The 20,214-nt window shown below is 70.5% G+C and carries 21 protein-coding genes; 8 read left to right on the forward strand and 13 right to left on the reverse strand.

The window, feature by feature from the left end; genetic code table 11:
• Positions 1–167 precede the first annotated feature (167 nt).
• A complete protein-coding gene (locus tag ASF49_RS06055; protein ID WP_056183260.1) occupies positions 168–371 on the reverse strand; it encodes a hypothetical protein in 204 nt (67 codons plus the stop codon).
• Positions 372–497: 126 nt separating this feature from the next.
• On the opposite strand from ASF49_RS06055, the gene queF reads away from it, so the two are divergent.
• Positions 498–959: a preQ(1) synthase gene (queF, locus tag ASF49_RS06060; protein ID WP_056469342.1), complete on the forward strand. Its 462-nt coding sequence runs from the start codon at positions 498–500 to the stop codon at positions 957–959.
• 66 nt (positions 960–1,025) lie between these two features.
• Here the strand turns inward: queF and ASF49_RS06065 are convergent, their stop codons facing one another.
• The 10 genes from ASF49_RS06065 to otsB all read right to left on the reverse strand — a co-directional run bounded on the left by ASF49_RS06065 (position 1,026) and on the right by otsB (position 9,962).
• Positions 1,026–1,505: a hypothetical protein gene (locus tag ASF49_RS06065; RefSeq protein WP_056469347.1), complete on the reverse strand. Its 480-nt coding sequence runs from the start codon at positions 1,503–1,505 to the stop codon at positions 1,026–1,028.
• A gap of 147 nt (positions 1,506–1,652) precedes the next feature.
• A complete protein-coding gene (locus ASF49_RS06070; RefSeq protein WP_056469351.1) occupies positions 1,653–1,982 on the reverse strand; it encodes a hypothetical protein in 330 nt (109 codons plus the stop codon).
• 214 nt (positions 1,983–2,196) lie between these two features.
• The gene (gene kdsA, locus ASF49_RS06075) at positions 2,197–3,057 is read right to left on the reverse strand and encodes a 3-deoxy-8-phosphooctulonate synthase (RefSeq protein ID WP_056469354.1); all 861 of its coding nucleotides are present in this window, start codon (positions 3,055–3,057) and stop codon (positions 2,197–2,199) included.
• A 9-nt stretch (positions 3,058–3,066) separates the two neighbouring features.
• Positions 3,067–3,576, reverse strand: a complete 510-nt coding sequence (locus ASF49_RS06080) for a hypothetical protein (RefSeq protein WP_056469359.1) — start codon at positions 3,574–3,576, stop codon at positions 3,067–3,069.
• 39 nt (positions 3,577–3,615) lie between these two features.
• A complete protein-coding gene (locus ASF49_RS06085; protein ID WP_156652881.1) occupies positions 3,616–4,107 on the reverse strand; it encodes a hypothetical protein in 492 nt (163 codons plus the stop codon).
• A gap of 64 nt (positions 4,108–4,171) precedes the next feature.
• Entirely contained in the window at positions 4,172–5,467 is a 1,296-nt protein-coding gene (locus ASF49_RS06090) for an aminotransferase class I/II-fold pyridoxal phosphate-dependent enzyme (RefSeq protein ID WP_056469363.1), read from the reverse strand.
• A gap of 291 nt (positions 5,468–5,758) precedes the next feature.
• Complete coding sequence (locus ASF49_RS06095; RefSeq protein WP_056469367.1) at positions 5,759–7,288, reverse strand: Do family serine endopeptidase; 1,530 nt, start codon at positions 7,286–7,288, stop codon at positions 5,759–5,761.
• 86 nt (positions 7,289–7,374) lie between these two features.
• Positions 7,375–8,115, reverse strand: coding sequence for a DUF2459 domain-containing protein (locus tag ASF49_RS06100; RefSeq protein ID WP_056469370.1), 741 nt, complete (start codon positions 8,113–8,115; stop codon positions 7,375–7,377).
• A 14-nt stretch (positions 8,116–8,129) separates the two neighbouring features.
• On the reverse strand, positions 8,130–9,140 hold the full coding sequence (locus ASF49_RS06105; RefSeq protein ID WP_056469373.1) for a glucokinase: 1,011 nt from the start codon (positions 9,138–9,140) through the stop codon (positions 8,130–8,132).
• A 66-nt stretch (positions 9,141–9,206) separates the two neighbouring features.
• Positions 9,207–9,962 (reverse strand): trehalose-phosphatase, encoded by a 756-nt coding sequence (gene otsB, locus ASF49_RS06110; protein ID WP_056469376.1) that lies wholly within the window; start codon positions 9,960–9,962, stop codon positions 9,207–9,209.
• A gap of 160 nt (positions 9,963–10,122) precedes the next feature.
• Between otsB and ASF49_RS06115 the strand changes: the two genes are divergently transcribed.
• A complete protein-coding gene (locus tag ASF49_RS06115) occupies positions 10,123–10,617 on the forward strand; it encodes a DUF427 domain-containing protein (RefSeq protein WP_056469380.1) in 495 nt (164 codons plus the stop codon).
• Positions 10,618–10,704: 87 nt separating this feature from the next.
• On the opposite strand, the gene ASF49_RS06120 is transcribed toward ASF49_RS06115, so the two are convergent.
• Positions 10,705–11,823: a metallophosphoesterase gene (locus tag ASF49_RS06120; RefSeq protein WP_056469382.1), complete on the reverse strand. Its 1,119-nt coding sequence runs from the start codon at positions 11,821–11,823 to the stop codon at positions 10,705–10,707.
• A 234-nt stretch (positions 11,824–12,057) separates the two neighbouring features.
• On the opposite strand from ASF49_RS06120, the gene ASF49_RS06125 reads away from it, so the two are divergent.
• On the forward strand, positions 12,058–13,284 hold the full coding sequence (locus ASF49_RS06125; RefSeq protein ID WP_056469385.1) for a serine hydrolase domain-containing protein: 1,227 nt from the start codon (positions 12,058–12,060) through the stop codon (positions 13,282–13,284).
• An 81-nt stretch (positions 13,285–13,365) separates the two neighbouring features.
• Here the strand turns inward: ASF49_RS06125 and ASF49_RS06130 are convergent, their stop codons facing one another.
• On the reverse strand, positions 13,366–14,028 hold the full coding sequence (locus ASF49_RS06130; RefSeq protein WP_056469388.1) for a DUF2147 domain-containing protein: 663 nt from the start codon (positions 14,026–14,028) through the stop codon (positions 13,366–13,368).
• Between the two features lie 318 nt (positions 14,029–14,346).
• On the opposite strand from ASF49_RS06130, the gene ASF49_RS06135 reads away from it, so the two are divergent.
• The 5 genes from ASF49_RS06135 (at position 14,347) to ASF49_RS06155 (ending at position 20,186) form a co-directional block, all read left to right on the forward strand.
• Positions 14,347–14,934 (forward strand): phosphatase PAP2 family protein, encoded by a 588-nt coding sequence (locus tag ASF49_RS06135; protein ID WP_082510915.1) that lies wholly within the window; start codon positions 14,347–14,349, stop codon positions 14,932–14,934.
• An 84-nt stretch (positions 14,935–15,018) separates the two neighbouring features.
• Positions 15,019–15,894 (forward strand): SDR family oxidoreductase, encoded by an 876-nt coding sequence (locus ASF49_RS06140; RefSeq protein ID WP_056469394.1) that lies wholly within the window; start codon positions 15,019–15,021, stop codon positions 15,892–15,894.
• A 360-nt stretch (positions 15,895–16,254) separates the two neighbouring features.
• A complete protein-coding gene (locus ASF49_RS06145; RefSeq protein WP_156652883.1) occupies positions 16,255–16,488 on the forward strand; it encodes a hypothetical protein in 234 nt (77 codons plus the stop codon).
• A gap of 499 nt (positions 16,489–16,987) precedes the next feature.
• Positions 16,988–19,180, forward strand: coding sequence for a TonB-dependent siderophore receptor (locus ASF49_RS06150; RefSeq protein ID WP_056469399.1), 2,193 nt, complete (start codon positions 16,988–16,990; stop codon positions 19,178–19,180).
• A 118-nt stretch (positions 19,181–19,298) separates the two neighbouring features.
• On the forward strand, positions 19,299–20,186 hold the full coding sequence (locus ASF49_RS06155; RefSeq protein WP_056469567.1) for an alpha/beta hydrolase: 888 nt from the start codon (positions 19,299–19,301) through the stop codon (positions 20,184–20,186).
• The last annotated feature ends 28 nt before the right edge of the window (positions 20,187–20,214 follow it).

Genomic DNA, 20,214 nt, shown 5'->3' on the forward strand with positions numbered 1-20,214 from the left:
TACGGCGGGGCCGGATCCGCCCCCGATGAGCCGAATGGCCGCATCCGGGACAGGGTGATTCCGCCGAGGCTTATCCGTCAACGCTTGGCCTCCGGCAAGCGCTCTGCGCAGCCTGCACGTGCCGGAAGGCTCGAATCCCGCGATCGGACCCTTGAAGGCCGGTCGTTCTAGCGGTCGCCCGCGCCCGACAGGAGCAGTTCGATCTGCGCCATCCCGTTCTCGCGGGCCTTGGCCTCCGTCGGGTGATTGCGATCCGACCGCTGGATCAGCTTCCCTTTCCGGCGGATCGCCCATTGGTAGGGGGAGCCCGGGGCCTTGGGCGGCTGGATCTCCAGGGTGTAGGGGTAGGTAGCCGTGTTTTCGTCGCTCATGGTCCCCATATGGCACGCGGATTCGGCGCCTGCCACTCATGGACATCACTTGGGTGGTGAATTGATCGTTTTCTCGTCCCGACGCCGATGACCGAATTCCCGCCGTCGGCCCCGAAAGTTTCGTTCATGACCCAGCATTCAGGGCCCGAGGGCCTGCAACTCGGGCAGATGAGCCCCCTGCCCGCCTCGCCCGAGGAGGCCCGCCTTGACCGGGTGCCGAACCCACATCCGGGTACCGACTATCTCGCCCGCTTCACCGTGCCGGAGTTTACGTCCCTCTGTCCGGTCACCGGCCAGCCGGACTTCGCGATCCTGGTGATCGACTACGTACCGGACCAGTGGCTCGTCGAATCGAAGTCGCTGAAGCTCTACCTCACCGCCTTCCGCAATCACGGGGCCTTCCACGAGGATTGCACGGTCGGCATCGGCCTGCGCCTGACCGAACTCCTGGGGCCCCGCTACCTGCGGATCGGGGGATTCTGGTATCCGCGCGGCGGGATTCCCATCGATGTATTCTGGCAGACCGGCGAGCCGCCGAAATCCGTCTGGCTGCCTGATCCCGGCGTGCCGCCCTACCGGGCGCGTTGAAGAACACCGGTCGCCTAAATCGACCTACCTGTCCTCCAGGATGGCCCGCCGAACCTGCTCGACGAGCTAGTTCTGTGCCGCTGTCGGACCGCCATGGACGGACGCGACGGCCCGAAGCATGTCGACGAGGTCTTCGACCTCGGAGGGCGTGAGCCGGTCATGCAGCAGCGGGGCCACGGCCCTGATCGCGAGTTGCGGTTCGCGGGTCTGGTCCGCCGCATGGCGGATCACAGCCATGCGCGTCGCGAGGTCCTCCTCCGACGCTGCTGTCACTGAACGCATCCGGGACAGGATCTCATGCTCCTGCTCCGGCGTCGCCAAACCGCGCTGGCGAGCGACCAGCATCATCAACACTCCGGCGGCATCCGCCGGGTTTCGCATCGATCGCAGCGGCGCCAAGCACTGCTGGACGTCGCCTGCCCTGCGGCGGCGGTCCCTGCGCAAGTCGTTCAGGGCATGGTCGAGATGAGCCAAGCCGTTCCCATAGCGGATCCAGCCGGTCAGTCCCGTGATGATCAAGCCGGCGACCGCGAGGAGAAAGGGCATCGTGGTCCGCCTGTCGGAGATTCACGGCATGCGCCCTGATGCAACCTTGGCGGGAATTTTACAAGCTGAGAGGGGCCGACGGCACCCACGGAAAAGGGCAGCCGGCTTGCGCCGACTGCCCTCGCCGATCGGGCAGAACCCGAGAACTCAGTAACCGTAGCCGTAGGCCGGTGCGCCGTAGCCGTAGGCGGGACGGGCGTAGCCATCACGGTAATAGGCGTCACGGGCGGCACCGGCAGCGATCGCACCGGCCGCGAGGCCCGCGATGCCAAGGCCGACGGCAGCGCCGGTTCCGATCCCGCGGCGACGGCCACCATAGGCGTAACCGCGGCCGTAGCCACGACCGCCATAGGCATGGCCGTGGCCGTAGCCGCCATGTCCGTAACCGTGGCCGCGCGGGCCGGCTTCGGCCGAGGTCGCGGCCGCGAGGCCGCCGAGCGAAAGGGTCAGGGCAGAAACGAGGGCGAGCTTGCGCATGGTTATCCTTCGGTGTTCGAGAACGTATTGGATATGCCAACGTCAAGCTGACGTGATCGTTCCCTCGGGTCTTCCGGAGCGGAAGATGCACGGCCCGCATCATCGGTCTTGGTGAATCATTCCGGGCCGATCGCGTGCGCCACGGCCCTCCCTCAACTTGCCGTGTCAGGGCCGGAATCCCCGCAATGCCCGAAGTCGCGAGGGCTGGTGGTGCCTAAGGGGCGGTGCGCGCCTTTGCGAGCCGATCGAAGGCCTGCAATTCGGCGAGCAACGCTGGCATCTGCTTCAGCGGCACCATGTTGGGTCCGTCGGAGGGGGCGTGGTCCGGATCGGGATGGGTCTCGATGAACAGACCCGCGACCCCCACCGCCACGGCGGCGCGGGCGAGCACGGCGACGAATTCCCGCTGCCCGCCCGAGGTGGCACCCTGTCCGCCCGGCTGCTGCACGGAGTGGGTCGCATCGAACACCACCGGTGCGCCGTGCGTGACCTGCGCCATGATCGGCAGGCTGCGCATGTCGGAGACGAGGGTGTTGTAGCCGAACGAGGCACCGCGCTCGGTCACCAGCACGTTCGGGTTGCCCGCCCCGGTGACCTTGGCGGCCACGTGAGCCATGTCCCAGGGCGCCAGGAACTGGCCCTTCTTGACGTTCACCACCCGTCCTGTGGCGGCCGCCGCGAGCAGCAGGTCGGTCTGCCGGCAGAGAAAGGCCGGGATCTGGAGCACGTCGATCACCTCGGCCGCCGGGACGCATTGCGATGCCTCGTGCACGTCGGTGAGGACGGGCAGACCGAAGCGCGCCTTGATCTCCGAAAAGATCGGCAGCGCCCCGGCGAGGCCGAGGCCGCGCGCGGTGGTGCCCGAGGTCCGATTCGCCTTGTCGAACGAGGCCTTGAACACGAGGCCGATCCCGAGCCGGTCCGTCATCGCCTTCAAGGCGTCCGCGATCTCGATCGCGTGGTCGCGGCTCTCGAGCTGACATGGGCCGGCAATAAGTGCGAAGGGCAGGTGATTCGCGAAGGCGGCCGCACCAGCGGTGACGATGGGGGCGGCGGAAGGAGAGGTCTCGGACATGGGGTCGGTCTAGCCCGCCCGGGCTCCCGCGGGAAGGCCGGCGCGGCGGCGAAGCCCGACCCGGGCGCTCGGGACCAGCACGCAGCGCGTGCGCGGCGACGCGAACGGATCGGCGTCGGGGGCCGTCTCGCAGCGGAGCGCTGCCCGCCCGGCGATGCCCTGCTGCGGCTGTCCCGTGACGAGGGCATCCTGGTGCAGGGCGAGGGCGAGGGCCTCGACCGCTTCGGGTTTCGCCCCGGTGAGCGCTTCCGCGGCGAGGCCGATCAGCGCATAGTAGCGACGGGGCGGCTCGCGCTCCAGGGCGGAGAAGGCCATCCGGCGGACCCGGCAGTCGAGGCTCATCCGCTCGGCATCGGCCGCACGAAACACGGCACGGGACCCCTCGCGCCCGGCGAGCGACGCGCCGGTGGCGCGGATCATCCGCGCCGTCAGGGCATCGCAGGCATCGGCCGCCGCCGGCGTCGCCGCCCCGAAAGCCAGGGGAATCGTGATCGCGGCGAGCCGGAGGGAAAGCATCATCGGCTCGATCTAGCGCAGGGGGCGTCGACCGCCCACCACCTACCGCCGCTGGACGATCGAACCCGTGGCTTCACCTGGGCAGGCCTCGTGGGCATGGGAGCGCAGGACTCGCGGCAGGTGCACCGGATGCGAGCCGGCCTCGTCCTCGAAGGTGCCGGTGAGCGCATCGGCACCGGCGACGCCCTGGAAATGGAGCGGGCCGGCCTCGGTCTCCACTGCGAAGCTGATCGCTTTGGTGGCATCGTCGAGAGTGACTTCGGCGGCCGCGCGGGGGCCGGGATGCTCGGCCCCCTCGTAGGTCAACCCGTCGCCATTGGGTGAGCGCCGCAGGGTGATGCGCTGGCCGGTTCGTGCGCCGCTCTCCGGCAGGGTGCAGAGGTCGGCATAGACGAAGGTGCCGGATGCCCAGGTGGTACGCGCCTGGGCCGGGTCCGCCTCGGCCATGAGGATGCCGAGGGCCAGGCCGAGCAGGACCCGTGCGCCGGAACACTGAAAAAACGTCGCCGCGGCCACCGTCCTCGGGGTCACCATCGCGTTGCCTCCCGGATGAACGCCGCATCATCCGGCGCTGAGGTTTCCGGATTGCGACAGAGTGTCAGGCCGCCGTGCGGGCGCGAGCCCGGTGCTCGGCCTCAAGAGATGCAAGAAGGATGCAGAGGGCGATGCCCTCGGCCGCTTTCGTCACGTCGCCGAGGCTGGGGAAGGTCGGCGCGAGGCGCAGGACGCTGTCCTTGGGATCACGGCCATAGGGCGAAGTCGCACCGGCCGGGGTCAGGGCGATCCCGGCCTCCTTGGCGAGCCTCACCACCTCGGTGGCGGTGCCCTCGCGAGCCTCGACGGTGATGAAGTAGCCGCCTTCGGGCCGCGTCCAGCGCGCGGCGCCGGTGCCGGCGAGGTGGCGCTCAAGGGCCTCCTGCACGGCCGCGAATTTCGGCGCGATGAGGGCGCGGTGAGCGTCCATGTGGGCCTGGAGACCGGCGCCGTCGCGCAGGAAACGCACGTGGCGGAGCTGGTTCAGCTTGTCGGGACCGATGGTCTGCTTGGCGGCACGGGCCAGGAACCAACGGGTGTTCTCGGGCGAACCCGCAAAGACCGCGAGACCGGCTCCCGCCAGCGTGATCTTCGAGGTCGAGGCGTAGAGGAACGGCCGGTTCGGATGGCCGGCCTCGGCGCATCCCGCCAGGATGTCGCGCACCGGGTGGCGATCGGTGGTGAGGTGGTGCACCGCGTAGGCGTTGTCCCAGAACAGGCGGAAGTCGGGGGCGCCGGTCTTCATGGTGGCGAGGCGCCGCACCGTCTCGTCGGAGAAGATCTCGCCCGACGGGTTGGCGTATTTCGGCACGCACCACATGCCCTTCACGGCGGGGTCGGCGACCAGCTCCTCGACCAGGTCCATGTCCGGACCCTGCCCCGTCATCGGCACCGGGATCATGCGGATGCCGAACTCCTCGCAGAGGGCGAAGTGGCGGTCGTAGCCCGGGACCGGGCAGAGGAAGACCGGCGTCTCACCCTGCGACCACGGCCGCTCGGAGCCCGGGACGCCCTTCAGGAGCGCCCACACGATGGTGTCGTGCATCAGTGCCAGGCTGGAATTGCCGCCGACCACGATCTGGTCGGCCGGTGCATCGATGAGGTGGGAGAACAGCGCCCGCAACTCGGGCAGGCCCTGCTGGCCGCCGTAATTGCGCGCATCCTCGCCGGCCGCGGTGGTGTAGTCGCCGTTGCCCGGCAGGGCGAGCATGCCGGTGGACAGGTCGAGCTGCTCGGGCGCGGGCTTGCCGCGGGTCATGTCGAGCTTGAGGCTCCGGGCCTTGAAGGCGTCGTAGGCGCTCCGGGCCTGCGCGTGCAGGTCCGCGAGTTCAGCCGTGCTGCGGTCGGCGATCGTCGTCATGCTGGGTCAGGTCCGGATAGGCGTCTGCGAGCGGTCTAAGCGCGCGCACCATGACGCCTCGCGCCGCCCGCGTCACCCCGCGCGGGCGCGGGGCTCGGGGTCTCAGGGTTGCGTGGCATGCCAGGCGGTGCGGCCCTGCACGTTCGCCGCGCCTGCCCCGGTTGGGAATGGCTGCCGCTCGAAGAATCGAGGGATCGTCCGTCGCAGACGCGAAAGCGCCGGCCCTCGGGAGAGGACCGGCGCTTCGGCGGTCTGCCGGAAGCAGCCGAGCGGTGAGGCGCCCGCCCCGGATCAGCCAGCCTTGTTCAGGGCGACCGCGACGAAGCGGGTGACGCCCTTGGCGCTCTTGACCCGCATCAGCACCGCCTTGCGGCCGCTCGACTCTGCGGAGCGGACGCGCTCGGCGACCTCCGAAGGCTGCGAGACGCTGGAGCCGGCGACATCCAGGATGATGTCGCCCTGCTCGATGCCCTTGGCCGCGGCCGGGCCGTCGGGATCGACCTCCATCACCGCCACACCCTCGGAGCCGGCGCCGACCTCGGAGGCCGGAGCGAGGCTGAGACCCAGGCGCGGCTGCCCATTGGCCGAGGAGCCGCGGTCGGTGCTCGCCACCTTGGTGTCGTTGGGCAGGACGCCGAGCTCCACGGACGCGGTGTCGGACTTGCCGCCCCTGAGGTAGGTGAGTTCGACCTTGGCCCCCGGCTTGATGCCGGCGATCTTGCGGGACAGCTCCTTGGCGTCGTTGATCGGCGTGCCGTTGACCGACTCGATCACGTCGCCGGACTTCAGGCCCGCCTTCGCCGCTGGCGTGCCCACCTCGGCATGGTCCACCAGAGCGCCCTTGGCCTTGTCGAGCCCGAGGCCGTCGGCGATGTCCTTCGTCACCGGCTGGACCTGCACGCCGAGGTAGCCGCGCGCCACCTTGCCGTCGGCTCGGAGCTGGTCGACCACCGCCTGCACGGTCTCGGCCGGGATGGCGAAGGCCAGGCCCACGCTGCCGCCGGAGGGCGACGCGATGGCGGTGTTCACACCCACCACCTCGCCGCCGACGTTGAAGGTCGGGCCGCCGGAATTGCCCTTGTTGATCGGTGCATCGATCTGCAGGAAGTCGTCATAGGGGCCGGCGCCGATGTCGCGGCCGCGGGCCGAGACGATGCCCGCCGTCACCGTGCCGCCCAGGCCGAACGGGTTGCCGATGGCCACGACCCAGTCACCGACGCGGGGCGCCGACTTGCTGAGCGAGACGTAGGGGAAGGTGCCGCCCTCGGTGATCTTGAGGAGCGCGAGGTCGGTCTTGGGGTCCTTGCCGATCACCTTGGCGTCGAGGGTACGGTTGTCGTCGAGGGTCACCTGCACGGACTTGGCCTTGTCGACCACGTGGTTGTTGGTGACCACGTAGCCGTCGGCGGAGATGATGAAGCCGGAACCCATGGCGCCGCGCTGGCCCTGGCGCTTGGGCATGCCGAAGCCTTGGCCCGGACCACCCTGGCCCGGTCCGCCCTGACCGAAGCGCTTAAAGAACTCGCGCAGCTGCGGCGGAACCTGCTGGTTCTGGCCGGGGCCGTCCTCGTCGTCGGAATCGGCGCTGTCGTCGAGCTTCACCTTCACGGCGACGACACCGGGCTTCACCTTGTCAACGACGCTGGCGAAGGAGCCCGGCGGGTGGTCGGGGGTCTCGATGGGGTTTTTGGAGAGGGACTGGGCGTAGGCCGGGGTAGCCGGCTGGGTCAGGCCGACACCGGCGGCACCGGTCGCCACGAGGGCGGCCACGGCGACCGAGGCGAGGGCGTTGCGGCGCAGGCGATTGGGCTGAGCGGTCATAGGGGTCTCCGGATCGGGGGGCCGCCATCGGCAGGCCGTGATCCGGTTTGTAGGGCGCGGCGCCTGACCCGGGCGTGGCGTGAAGATTACGGTTTGGACAGGTTCGCGGTCGGCGGCGATAGAGGCACGAGGCCGGCCCGCCAGCGCAGGTCGAGGAGCAGCCCCGCCGGGTGGGTGTCGAGGACCGGGGTGACGGGCAGACCGGCGGCGTTCAGCAGGCGCGCCGCCCAATGATTGCAGACATTGGTGTAGGAGAAGCGTCCCGCTCCGTCGTAGAACAGGCTCGGTCCGTAGAGGCCCGGGCCGCCGGCCACCGGCTGCCCGTCCACGAGGCGGAAGCTCGCCTCCAGGCGCGCGAGGAAGCGCGCGAGACCCTGCTTCGAGACCCGGAGCGGAACGAGGTCGGAAGCCGGGAAGCTGTCGCGGGCCGGCCGCTCCAGGCCGACCACCTGGACGATCCCGTCCCGGCCGCCCGGCGTGAACAGGGCCGCGAGGGCGAGGGCGAGATCGAACTGGGCCAGGGTCGGGGTCGCCCGGTAGAATCGCGCCTCCCCCCAGCCGAACTCGATCTCCGGATAGGCGCGAAACCGCGTGGCGATGCTGGCGAGGGCTGGCCCGCTTCCCGCCCCGGTCAGAACGGCCCGCGGCAGCACGAGGCCGGAATGCCAGCCGTGCGACACCAGCGCGATCACGGTGCCCTCCGCATCCGGCGCCGGATAGAGGTCGGGGTCGCCCGGCCGCGCCGTCAGCAGCGCGGCGAGGACGAGGAGGCCGACCAGGGTGGCGACGCCGCCGGCCAAGGCCGCCAATGCCCGGCCGGCGCGCACGGCGGCGCGATCGGTCAGGACGCCTGCCAGACCTGGCCGTGATAGTCGAAACGGTCGGGCTGACTCGCCAGGGCCGCGAGCCCCGTCAATGCCGGATCGTGCACCGCGATGACGCTGGTCGGGATCGCCTGCATCTGCGCGACGAAGGGCGGCTTGTTCTCGAAGGCCGCGCGGAAGGCGCCGCGCCGGAGGACCTCGACGATCCGGGGCGCGATACCGCCGCCGATATAGACGCCGCCGGTGGCCAGGAAGGTGAGCGCCAGGTCGCCGCAGACGCGGCCCAGGAGCTTGGCGAACAGGTTGAGGGCCGCCGCCGCGTCCGGATCGGCACCGGCCAGCCCGGCCTCTGTGATCGCGGCGGGGTCGAGCCGCGGTCCGTCCGTGCCGGTCCGCAACCGGTGCAGGCCGGCATGGAGCCGGGTCAGGCCGGGCCCGGAGAGCAGGGTCTCGACGGTGACGCGGCCTTCCACCCGCTCCAGATGCGGCCAGAGGGCAAGCTCGGCCGGCGAGCTCGGCCCGAAATCCACGTGGCCGCTCTCCGTGGAGACGATGACCAGGCGCTGTCCCACCGGCAGCAGGGCCGCCGCACCGAATCCGGTGCCGGGCCCGAGGACGAGGCGTGCCCCCTGGTCCCCGGCCCTTCCCTCCTCCCGGTCGGGGCCGATGGGCGTCAGCTCGGAGGGGCTGATCCCGGCGGCACCCGCCGCCACCGGCACGTAGTCGTTGACGACCACCGAGCGCGACAGGCCGAAATCCTGTCCGATCCGGGCGCCCTCGATCACCCAATGGGCATTGGTCAGCTGGACCGCCGGCCCGTCGACCCGGGCCGCTACCGCCAGGATGGCCGAGCGCGGGGCCGTGCCGGTCCCCTTGGCCAGCGACGCACGGATCGCAGCACTCGGGTCGGGGTGGCCGGCCGTCTCCTCGTGGGAGAGGAGAACCGGTTTCGCCCCCGCCTCGGGAACCAGGGCGAAGCGGGCGTTGGTGCCGCCGATGTCGCCGACGAGGACGGGAAATTCGAACATGTGCGCCGCTTCCGTCTGGGGCCCGGGAGAGAACGGGGGTGGAGGGGATCGGTCGAGGAGGTCGTCTCAGGCGGCCGGCAGGGCGTCGGGGTCGATCTCCGCCCCGTCGGCCCAGGCGTAGAGCAGGCGGCGCACGTCCTCGGGATCGATGAGGCGACGGGCGGCGATCGTCTCGGCCCCGCCGATGCGGACGCTCACGCCGCCATCCGCGTTGACCACCGCGAAGGCCTTCTCGTCCGTGAGGTCGTCGCCGAGGAAGATCGCCCGGCGGCCGGCATAGGGCGGGTTCTCGGCGAGCGCCCGGATGGCGTGCCCCTTGGTGGCGGAGGCGGGGACGATCTCGCCGACAGCCTTGCCGAGCTGCAGACGATAGGCGGATCCGAGGGCATCGGCCGCGGCCTTCACGGCCGCTTCGGCCGCGGCAGCGTCGCTCGGCGTGGCGAGCCGCCAATGCACCGCGACGGAGGCGCCCTTGTCCTCGATCAGCACGTGCTCGAGGTTGGCCACGGCCGCGTGAAGCGCCGGCACCTGGGCTCGCAGCTCCGGGTGATCCGCGGCGGAACCGCCCGAGACGACGCCGTCGACCCGTCGCTCGACCCCGTGCAGGCCGGCGATGTCGAAGCGGGCGGGGGTCAGGAATTCGTCGATCACCCCGATGGGCCGGCCCGTGACGATGGCGAGCGCGCCGCCGAGCCGATCGCGCAGCCGCTCCAGGGCCGGGGCGAGGACCGGGTCGACCCGGACCTGGTCGGGCTTGGGCGCGATCTCCACCAGTGTGCCGTCGAAGTCGAGATAGAGGGCGAAGCCGGTCGGGTCGGTCACGCGGGATGTCCCTTCGTCTGATCCGGGCCTGCGCTAGCATGCCCTGCGCCAGGGGAAAACGCGGGACGAGGGAAATCAGGAGGCGGGAAACCGGGGCGGGCGCAACACCCTGCCCTATCTGTCCGGACTTCCGACCTCGCACGGCAAGGTCCCCGATCGCATGTGGCCCACCCCGATCCCGCCCGGCCCGAACGAGGAGAGCGTCTGGGACTATCCGCGCCCGCCCAGGCTCGAGGCAGTCCCCGAGCGCCTGCGGGTGGTCCTCGCAGGCCGGACCATCGCCGACACCGGTGCCGGCTACCGGGTGCTGGAGACCAGCCATCCGCCGACCTATTACTTCCCGCCCGGCGATGTGCTGGCCGGAGTGCTCGGGCCCGCCCGCCGGGCCGGCATCTGCGAGTGGAAGGGTCGCGCCGTCCTGTACGAGGTCGCGGCGGGCGGACGTCGCGCCGAGGGCGCCGCCTGGGCCTATCCCGACCCGACGCCGGATTTCACCGCGATCACGGGCTACATCGCCTTCTATGCCGGCCCGATGGAGGCCTGCTTCGTCGGCGATGCGCGGGTGACGCCGCAGCCCGGCGGCTTCTACGGCGGCTGGATCATTCCTGGCATCGTCGGCCCATTCAAGGGCGGCCCCGGCAGCATGGGTTGGTGAGGCGTGGACCGGACCGCACCGGCCCTGGCCCTCGGTCCGAAATCCCGCCGAACGACGCGGTGGCACCGGGTATGGGTGCCCTCTCCATCAAGTGGCGCGGCGCAGGGTGATGCGGGTCAGTTCGGACGGGCGGCCGAGCCGGAGCGCGAAGCCGGCCCACAGGCCGGTCCCGTTGTTGACGTAGAGGGTCATGGCGCCGACCCGGTAGGCGCCGGAGACGAACCCGTTGTTGCCGCGTGCCACCAGCCGGTCCAGCCCGACGATCATGCCGCCGTGGGTATGGCCGGACAGCTGCAGCGCCACGCCGCGCGCGGCGGCCCGGGCGGCATTCGCCGGCTGGTGATCGAGCAGCACGATCGGCGCGTCCGCGGGCGCGCCGGCCAGGGCAGCGTCCAGGTCGGGACCCGGATGGCCGGTGGCGGGCGCCGAGCGGTCGGTGACCCCCGCCAGCACGAGCGCGGCACCGCCCCGCCTCACGACGGCATGGGCATTGGCGAGGATGTGCATCCCCATGTCGGCGAAGTGGCGCATCCAGGCATCGACGTCGAAGAAGTATTCGTGGTTGCCCGGGATGGCCCAGACGCCGTCCCGCGCCGACAGGGCGCGCAGCGGTTCGACGTCGGCCCGCCGCGCCGCGAAGGAGCCGTCGATGAAATCCCCCGTGACGAGGATCACGTCCGTGCCGAGCCGGTTGGCGCGCACGACGACCGCCTGCGTCCACTTTGCGGGGAACAGGCGACTGATGTGCAGGTCGGTGAGGTGCAGGATCGTATAGCCCTCGAAGGCGGGCGGCAGGTCCCCGACCGCGACTGCGACGTCCTTCAGGGGCGGCACGCGCACGGCCTGCTGGACCGCGATCCCCGCCAGCAGCGCGACCGCCAAGGCGGCCCCGATGCGCCACGCGGTGGGAACCTCCCAACCCCCGCCGGGCAGGGCCAGGGAGGCCAGGGCCGCGGCATCGAACGCGAACAGCAGAAGGGTCAGCAGGATGATCGCGCCGAATGCCCCGCTGAACAGCATGATCACGGGCCGCGGGAACTCGGGCGAGAAGACGGACCCGGAGGAGAGGCGGCTCCACAGGTGGTACTGTGAGGCGACCAGCAGGATCACGGCGAGACTGAGCTTGAGGGGAAGTGGCCAGGGCAGCGGCCAGAGGCCCCGGGCAACGACATAGAGGCAGGGCAGGCTGAAGATCAGGTGGATCATGGCTGTTCCATGGACCGGAGCACGGTCCGCGCGCAAAGCTTTCCGCTCGGGCGCACGGGGAGGCCTCGGAACCCGCGCGCGCCGGCCTGGAGGCGCCGGGCAGCCTGCAAGGCGGGATGGGGGTATGCCGTGGATCGTGTCTGCGCGCTGGCGCACGCCGGGGTTTGCGTCGTCCGGCAGCGCCGCTATGCCGGGGCGATCGGCGGGACGAAGGGCCGGAGCGGAGCAGGTTTGATGCACGGTGAGATCGCAAGCGAGCCGCGGGCCCTCGGGCTGTGCCCGGACCGCCTTGAGCGGATCGACAGCTGGATGCGCCGCCTCGTCGATGACGGCAAGGTCGCCGGGCTCTCGGTGATGCTGGCCCGCGGCGGGACAACCGCGTTCTTCCGCGCCCATGGCCGCGCCGACATCGCCCGCGACACGCCCTTCGCGCCCGAAACCATCGCGCGCATCTACTCGATGACGAAGCCGCTGACCTCGGTGGCGGTGATGATGCTCTACGAGGAGGGGCGCTTCCAGCTCGACGACCCGATCACCCGCTTCCTGCCGGAGTTTTCCGACATGCGGGTCCTCACCGGCGGCAACCGGGCGAAGTTCGACAGCGAGCCCGCCCGGCGCCCGATCACGATCCGGGACCTCCTGACCCACACCTCCGGCCTGACCTACGGCTTCATGGAGGCGACCCTGGTCGACGCCCTCTACCGTCAGAACGGCGTCGATTTCGGGGAGGCCCAGGAGGCGAGCCTCGCCGAGGTGGTGGGGCGCCTCGCCCGGCAACCCCTTCTCGCCCAGCCCGGCACGGAGTGGAACTACTCCAACGCCACCGACGTCCTCGGCCACCTCGTGGCGGTGGTCTCGGGCCAGGACTTCGCGGATTTCCTGCGCCGGCGGGTGATCGAACCCCTCGGCATGGTCGATACCGATTTCTACGTGCCCGCCGACAAGCTGCCGCGCCTGGCCGCGAACTACAGCCTGTTCCGGGAGCGCACCCTGAAGCTCTACGACGATGCGGTGGACAGCCGCTTCGCCCGCCCGCCGGCTCTGGCCTCGGGTGGTGGCGGCCTCGTCTCGACGGCTTCCGACTACATGCGCTTCTGCCGTTTCCTGCTCGGGCGCGGCGAGCTCGATGGCACCCGCCTCCTCGGGCGCAAGACCGTCGACCTCATGCTGATGAACCACCTCGAAGGGGACTTGGCGGCGATGGGCCAGCCGCGCTTCTCCGAGACCGCCTATACGGGCATCGGCTTCGGCCTCGGCTTCTCGGTGATGCTCGATCCGGCCCGCGCCCAGATCGTCGGTACGCCGGGCGAGGTGGCCTGGGGCGGACTTGCCAGCACCGCCTTCTGGGTCGATCCGGCCGAGGACCTCGCGGTGGTGCTGCTGACGCAGCTCATCCCCTCCTCGGCCCTGCCGCTCCGGCGCGAGCTGCGGGTGCTCACCTACGCGGCCCTGGTGGATTGAAGGCCCTCCGAAACGCGAAGCGCCGCCGGCCCGAGGCGGGACGGCGGCGCTTCGTAACCCCTTGCGCGATGCGGCGCTGGCCTACTCGGCAGGCGCCGCCGCCGGAGCGGCACCCGGCTTGGCCGCCGGCTTCGGCGCCGGCGCCTTGGACGTACCGGTCGCGGCGGGCGCACCCGCTCCGGCGGTTGTCGGCGCCTTGGGCGCCCATTCCGCATCGGCGCGCGGGCCGCCCGGGCCGTTGGTCGGGCCGGTGAGCTGGCCCGGCACCACGTCGTTCACCCGGTTCCAGGTCTGCGATCCGCAGAGGAAGCCGAGGAGGCAGCCGCGCACCGACAGTTCCGTCGGCTGATCCGACCACATCGTCACGTCGTAGAACTTGCCCTCGTCGGCGTTGTAGATCTTGCCGCCGTAATGGCCGTCCGGCTGCGGCTTCAGGCCCATGATCAGCTGGAGGCCGAGGGAGGGACGGGACTGTTTCTTCGGATCGGGGTTCTTGAAATCGATCCGGGGCTGGCCCTGGTCGTTCAGGGGCACCTTCAGCCAGACCACGTAGCCGCACAGGTTGGTGTTCTGCGGGCCGCACTTCTCGGTGCGGATGCGAGCGCGCCCATCCTCGGTCAGCCAGGTGCCGCTGGCGTCGTTGGGAGCGGCGGCCATTGCGAGACCAGGCAGAAGGGCGGCGGCGAGGCCGGCCAGGGGCGCCAGCCGGCGCGCGGCGCCCGCGATGGTGGATCGATTCGTCATGCTTCCAACAACCCTCATGCGCTCGCCCCGTGGCGACCCGCCCTCGTCCGCAGGACGGCAAGCGCTTGTCACGTGATGCTCGCCATCCGATGCGAAGGTGACGGGATCATGGCCGGCGTCGTGGGAATCCGGCAGATTCGCCGGGATCGTCCGCAGGATCCGCGCCGCTGGTGCCGGGCCTCGCCTGCCTCGACGACGACCGGACCATCGCCACCGGGAGGCCGACGAGAGGCGCCGCGAACGATCCGCCAGGGTCCGCGTTTACGGCCGTGCTTCTCGGGGATGGCGGACGGTGTGATGCGCGATGGATCGGTCGGGATGGCCCGACGCTTCGAGGCCGCGGACATCCGCGTCGGCGTGTCGCTCGCCCGGGCCAAGGACACCCGCCGGGTGCGGGCGCTGGCGGCGGCGAGCGAGGCGGGTGGCTGGAAGTGGCTGCTCGCCCTCTCCACCGGCACCCTGGCGCTCGGCGTGATGCGGCGGGACCCGCGTCTCGCCGAGGCCGGGCGGCACATGCTCGTCGCCGGAATCCTGGCGGCGGCCACCAAGACGACGGTGAAGCGGGTCGTGCATCGGACCCGGCCCAACGTGCTGATGGACGAGGGCCTCTACCGGAAGGGCTGGTTCGGGCCGAATGTCGGGCCGTGGCAGTCGTTTCCGTCGGGACACTCGGCCCTGAGCGTCGCGGTGGCGACGGCCGCCGGCCGGGCCTATCCCGAGGTCCGGGGTGTCGCGAGCGCGGCGGCCCTCGGAGTCGTGGCGGTCCAGGTCCTGCGCGGCGCGCACTTCCCGGCGGACGTGGCCGCCGGGGCGCTGGTCGGGCTCGCGGCCGAGGCGGTCGACCACCGGGTCGCGCTCGGGCGGGACGCCGTCGCCGGCCTCGCGACGCGCGGTATACCGGCGTGATCGTGTCGAGGTCGCGCGGCATCGCGCACCGGGAACGCGGCGACGCGGCCCCCGGTTGACGCGGCATTCCAACGGAGACGCCGCGTGACCGACAACCCCCTGACGACCTATCCCCGCCCGCCCTTCGAGGGCCAGCCGCAGAGCTTCCCCGGCAGGACCGGCAAGATGGTGCCCGAGCCGGATCACGGCGAAGCGAGCTACCGCGGCTCGGGCAGGCTGACGGGCCAGGCCGCGCTGATCACCGGCGGCGATTCCGGGATCGGCCGGGCGGTGGCGATCGCCTTCGCCCGCGAGGGGGCCGACGTGGCGATCGCCTACCTGCCCGAGGAGCAGGCGGATGCCGAGGCGGTGGCCGGCTGGGTCGAGAAGGCCGGCCGGCGCGCCCTCCTGCTGCCGGGCGACCTGAGGGACCCGGCCCATGGCCGCGCTCTGGTGGAGCGCACCGTCGCCACCTTCGGCCGCCTCGACGTGCTCGTGAACAACGGCGCCTTCCAGCAGCCGAACCAGGGACTCGACGCCATCGAGGACGCGGTCTTCGAGGACCATTTCCGCACCAACGTGTTCGGGCCGTTCTACGTGACCAAGGCCGCCCTGCCCCACCTGAAGCCCGGCGCCTCGGTGATCTTCACCTCCTCGGTGAACTCCAAGCACCCGATGCCCTCGCTGATGGCCTACAGCGCCACCAAGGGGGCGCTCAGCAACATGGTCCTGAGCCTGGCGCAACTCCTGGCCGAGAAGGGCATCCGGGTGAACGGCGTGCTGCCGGGACCGATCTGGACGCCCTTCATCCCCGCGGGGATGAGCGAGGATTCGGTGAAGTCCTTCGGCAGCCAGGTCCCGTTCGGGCGCCCGGGCCAGCCGGCGGAGCTCGCTTCCGCCTACGTGATGCTGGCCTCGGCCGAGAGCAGCTACACCTCCGGCGCCCTCGTCACCGTGGCCGGGGCGATGCCGGTCCTCTGAGGCCGGCGCTCCGAAGGCCGGCCCCGGCCGCAGCGCCGGGGCCGACCGGAAGGATTGTGCCGAACGGTTCGGCGGGTTCGCGCGTTCCTGTTGCCTCGGAGGGGGAGGGCAGGATGCGTACCTGGAGGGCGATGGACCGGGCCCCGCATGACGGACGCTGGATCATCGCGATCCACCGGTCCGATCCGGACCGGCGGGCGGTGATCCGCTGGGACCCGGCGGGCCTCGGCGATCCCCGGCCCTGGCACGTCGCCTCCTGCCAGCACAGCTACCCGGCCGAGGCCTTCACGGACTGGATGGACTTCCCCGACTGTCCGCCCTCCGCCGAAGCCCCTGAACCCGGCACCGCAGGAGGTCACGATGCCACGCGAAGCGATGGGTCTCCTCACCCTGGACGTTGAGCCCTGCCCCGAGGACGCCACCCGGTACCGCTGGACGGTCCGGGAGGCGGACCAGATGGTGCGCAGCGCCCCCTATTCCCTGCCCGATGCGGAGGCCGCCCTGCGCCAGGGCCGCGCGGCGATGACCGAGGCGGCCGCCCTCAGCCGCGACACCGAGATCCGCGCGCCGGACCGAGCCGGCCTCGCGGAATGAAGGCCCGAAACGCAGCGGCGGCGAGAACCCGCGCCAGCCCGTGGGTCGGTGAGACGGGTGCGGTCGAGGCCGGTGCCGCGCGGCCTCGGGCGACCGCGCGTTTCGGAGTTTGTCCGTCCCGTGGGCCCTGCCGACAGCCGTTGCCGATGCCCGAAAGCGGCCCTTCGCGGCTGTCCGGCAACCTCGGCTGGTGCCTGCGGGCCGAGCCCCTTCGTCCTGAAGGAGGCGTTCCGTCATCGACCCGACTTCAGCGTTCCGATCGGTCATTTCATTGACGTGCGGCGATGCCTCAAGATCGATGGAGGTATCCAGGAAGGACAGTGATGATGGGGCGATGTAAAATTTCATCGTCCGATGCTATACAGGGCTAGATTAGAACGACTTCAGATTTGAAGTGCTCTAAATGTGGGATAAATAGCACGGTTTCAACTTGCCATGCGGGTCGTATCTCGCGATGAGTACGATACTGCGCCGTTCGAGGCGCCTGCCAGCGTGCCCCATGTCTCATCGCTCTTCCCTCCTTGCTCTGCTGCTCGCCACAACGGCACTCACCGGAGCCGCGACGGCTCAGGAACGCAGCGTTCGGCTCGACCAGCTCTCCGTCGAGGGGGCTTCGCCTGGGCCGGCGGCCGGGAGCGGCGTGAATCTCAGCGGCGGTGATGGTGGGACGGCGGCGACCAGCGGCGGCGGCGGAGGCCCGTCCGGCGTCACCGGCTACACCGCCCGAGTCAGCCCCACGGCGACCAAAACCAACACGCCCCTGCTCGAAACCCCGCAATCGGTCACGGTGCTCACCCGCGAGGCGCTCAACGATCGCAACGTCCAGACCCTGAACGAGGCCATCGGCTATGTGGCCGGCGTCTCGTCGAACGTCTTCGGCTTCGATCCGCGCTTCGACTCGTTCTTCGTTCGCGGCTTCAGCCTGACCTACGACGGTATCTACCGGGACGGCCTGCGCCAGGTCGCGGCCGGCCTGACGGTGCCGCGCATCGAGCCCTACGGCATCGAGGCGGCCACGATCCTGCGCGGACCGGCGTCCGGACTCTATGGGCTCGGCTCGCCCGGCGGCATCCTCGACGTCACCACGAAGCGGCCGGTCTTCACGCCCTTCGGCGAGGTCCAGATGCAGGTCGGCAACTTCGACCGCTACCAGGGCAATTTCGACATCGGTGGTCCGGTCGAGGGTACGGGCGGCACGCTCGCGTACCGCGTCACCGGAATCCGGCGGCAGTCAGACACCTTCATCCCCGGCGGCTCGGACGACCGGAGCTACATCGCGCCGTCCTTCACCTGGAAGCCGTCCGCCGACACCACCTTCACGTTCCTGAGCGAGTATCAGGAGACCAAGCTTCCGGGCAGCACGACGTACTTCAACCAGAACCTGCGCCCGACCCGGATCTACTCGGGCGATCCGGCCTTCAACGACTTCAGGCAGCAGCAGGGGCGGGTCGGCTACGCGTTCGAGCACCGCTTCGACGGGGATCTGGTCTTCCGGCAGAACTTCCGTTTCTACGACATCAGCAACGACTATCGCTACGCGTCGATCGCCGCGCTCAGCCCCGACGGCCTGAGCGCCAGCCGGTCGACGGGATACTCGCGGCAGTTCCTCAGCCAGATCACGCTCGACAACCAGATCGAGGCGCATGTCACCACGGGGCCGGTCGCGCATACGCTGGTGGCGGGTCTCGACTACGCGCATTCGGATTTCAACTATCGCTTCGGCTTCGGCGCGGCTCCCGACCTCAATCTCGTCACGCGCAATTACGGCCAGCAGCCGATCCTCGCACCGCTGCTCGGCCCGCGCACCGCGCAGAGCCAGGATCAGGTCGGGCTGTACCTGCAGGAGCAGGCCAAGTTCGACCGCTTCGTCCTCACCCTGACCGGACGCTACGACTGGGTGTCTCAGAGCACGACCAGCGCCCCCGCTGCCGCGACCCAGCAGAACGACCAGGCCTTCACGGGCCGGGTCGGTCTCAACTATCTCCTGGCCCCTGGACTGGTCCCCTATGCCAGCTACGCCACCACCTTCGCGCCGCAGCCGGGCGTCGATGCGGCCGGGCGCGCCTTCCGACCGGCGACGGGGGACCAGATCGAGGCCGGCGTCAAATACCTGATCCCCGGCACGAACATCCAGGCGGGGTTCGCCGGGTTCGATATCGTTCAGAGCAGCGTCCTGCGCACGGACCCGAACAACGTCGCCTTTCAGGTGGCGACCGGCGCCGTCGAGTCCCGCGGCTTCGAGATGGAGGCCATCGCCAACTTCGCACCCGGAACGAACCTGACGCTCGCCTATACGCATCTCAATCTGCGGTATCTCAGTCAGACCTCGTTCGCGGGCCAGGTCCTGGACGGCAACGCGCTCTCGGGCATTCCGGGAGACACGTTCACCGGGTTCCTGAGCTACCTGTTCCCGCCGGGCTCGGCTCTGCGCGGTCTGACCGTCGGCGGCGGTATCCGCTTCAACGCCAACAGCTTTGCCAACGACGAGAACACCGTCCGCAACCCGACCGTCACGCTGTTCGATGCGCTGGTGGCCTACGACTTTGCGGCCATCGATCCGGCTTACAAAGGCTTTCGCGCCCAGATCAACGCCAACAACGTCTTCGATCGAGACTACTTCACCTGTCAGGCGGGATTCTGCTATCGCGGCGCGCCCGCAACGGTCATCGGCAGCCTGATCTACCGATGGTAGACGGCGTCCTCGGAACCGTGGCGTCCCTCTCCGCATCCGTCGAGGCCATCGCGAGCCGGGTCCGATGAGGACAGGTCTCTCGCGGCGCGGCCTGGCGGCGCTGTCGGCCGCCTGGCTGATGCTGAGGCCGAGCTTGGCCAGCGGTGCTGCAGACGAGCCGGCCCGGCTCACCGGCGCGGTCGCCTTCGATCTTGGCGGCCACGGCGAGCGGGCGCCGTGGCGGATCACGCTCTACGTTCCGCCCGGCGAGGTGCCCGCGGACGGTTGGCCCGTTCTGTACCTGCTGGACGGCAACGCGGTGACGGCCACGGCGATCGATATCGAGCGCGTGCAGGCGCCCTATCCGGACGCCACGGGTATCGGGACGCGCTTCGTCGTCGTCGGCATCGGCTATCCCGGGGACGAGCCCTACGATGGCCTGCGTCGGTCCTGGGACTATACGCCACCGCCCGGACGGTCCTACGCGCCGTCGAAGCCCGGCGGTCCCGCGATCCGGACGGGCGGCGCCGACGCGTTTCTACGCTTCGTCCTGGACGACCTCCGGCCTGCGATCGCGCGGCGCTGTCGGGTCGACCCTTCGCGGCAAGCGGTGTTCGGACACTCGTTCGGTGGGCTGTTCGTCCTCTACGCCCTCACGCGGGCGCCCGCGGCCTTCTCACACTGGATCGCCGCCAGCCCATCCATCTACTGGGAAGACGCTGTGCTGCTCGGAAGCGTCGCGGACTTGGAGAGGGCCCCCCCGAACGGCGCGCACGTGCTTCTGCTGGCAGGTGCCTACGAGGAAGCACTCGCCCCGTTCCAACGGGACGCTCCGGATCGTGAGGCGCGCCGCGCCCGCCTCGCCTCGACCCGCACCGTCGGACTCACCCGTGAAATGACGGAGCGGTTGAGCCGGATCTCGGGCCTGACCAGCACCTTCGGCCTGATTCCAGGCCGAACCCACATGACCGTCCTGCCCGAAGCGCTCAACGCGGCGGTCGCCTTCTTCATGCAACGATCGGGATAGCCTCGCGGCGAAGGCCTCGGCACGGATC

Origin of the sequence: Methylobacterium sp. Leaf104 (genome assembly GCF_001422885.1) — a bacterium.
Classification (GTDB): Bacteria; Pseudomonadota; Alphaproteobacteria; order Rhizobiales; family Beijerinckiaceae; genus Methylobacterium.

Bases quoted from the DNA above. Each gene is read 5' to 3' on its own strand.
- ASF49_RS06055 (WP_056183260.1), bottom strand. From the start codon at position 371: ATGAGCGACGAAAACACGGCTACCTACCCCTACACCCTGGAGATCCAG.
- queF (WP_056469342.1), top strand. From the start codon at position 498: ATGACCCAGCATTCAGGGCCCGAGGGCCTGCAACTCGGGCAGATGAGC.
- ASF49_RS06065 (WP_056469347.1), bottom strand. From the start codon at position 1,505: ATGCCCTTTCTCCTCGCGGTCGCCGGCTTGATCATCACGGGACTGACC.
- ASF49_RS06070 (WP_056469351.1), bottom strand. From the start codon at position 1,982: ATGCGCAAGCTCGCCCTCGTTTCTGCCCTGACCCTTTCGCTCGGCGGC.
- kdsA (WP_056469354.1), bottom strand. From the start codon at position 3,057: ATGTCCGAGACCTCTCCTTCCGCCGCCCCCATCGTCACCGCTGGTGCG.
- ASF49_RS06080 (WP_056469359.1), bottom strand. From the start codon at position 3,576: ATGATGCTTTCCCTCCGGCTCGCCGCGATCACGATTCCCCTGGCTTTC.
- ASF49_RS06085 (WP_156652881.1), bottom strand. From the start codon at position 4,107: ATGGTGACCCCGAGGACGGTGGCCGCGGCGACGTTTTTTCAGTGTTCC.
- ASF49_RS06090 (WP_056469363.1), bottom strand. From the start codon at position 5,467: ATGACGACGATCGCCGACCGCAGCACGGCTGAACTCGCGGACCTGCAC.
- ASF49_RS06095 (WP_056469367.1), bottom strand. From the start codon at position 7,288: ATGACCGCTCAGCCCAATCGCCTGCGCCGCAACGCCCTCGCCTCGGTC.
- ASF49_RS06105 (WP_056469373.1), bottom strand. From the start codon at position 9,140: ATGTTCGAATTTCCCGTCCTCGTCGGCGACATCGGCGGCACCAACGCC.
- ASF49_RS06115 (WP_056469380.1), top strand. From the start codon at position 10,123: ATGTGGCCCACCCCGATCCCGCCCGGCCCGAACGAGGAGAGCGTCTGG.
- ASF49_RS06120 (WP_056469382.1), bottom strand. From the start codon at position 11,823: ATGATCCACCTGATCTTCAGCCTGCCCTGCCTCTATGTCGTTGCCCGG.
- ASF49_RS06125 (WP_056469385.1), top strand. From the start codon at position 12,058: ATGCACGGTGAGATCGCAAGCGAGCCGCGGGCCCTCGGGCTGTGCCCG.
- ASF49_RS06130 (WP_056469388.1), bottom strand. From the start codon at position 14,028: ATGACGAATCGATCCACCATCGCGGGCGCCGCGCGCCGGCTGGCGCCC.
- ASF49_RS06135 (WP_082510915.1), top strand. From the start codon at position 14,347: ATGGCCCGACGCTTCGAGGCCGCGGACATCCGCGTCGGCGTGTCGCTC.
- ASF49_RS06145 (WP_156652883.1), top strand. From the start codon at position 16,255: ATGCCACGCGAAGCGATGGGTCTCCTCACCCTGGACGTTGAGCCCTGC.
- ASF49_RS06150 (WP_056469399.1), top strand. From the start codon at position 16,988: ATGTCTCATCGCTCTTCCCTCCTTGCTCTGCTGCTCGCCACAACGGCA.
- ASF49_RS06155 (WP_056469567.1), top strand. From the start codon at position 19,299: ATGCTGAGGCCGAGCTTGGCCAGCGGTGCTGCAGACGAGCCGGCCCGG.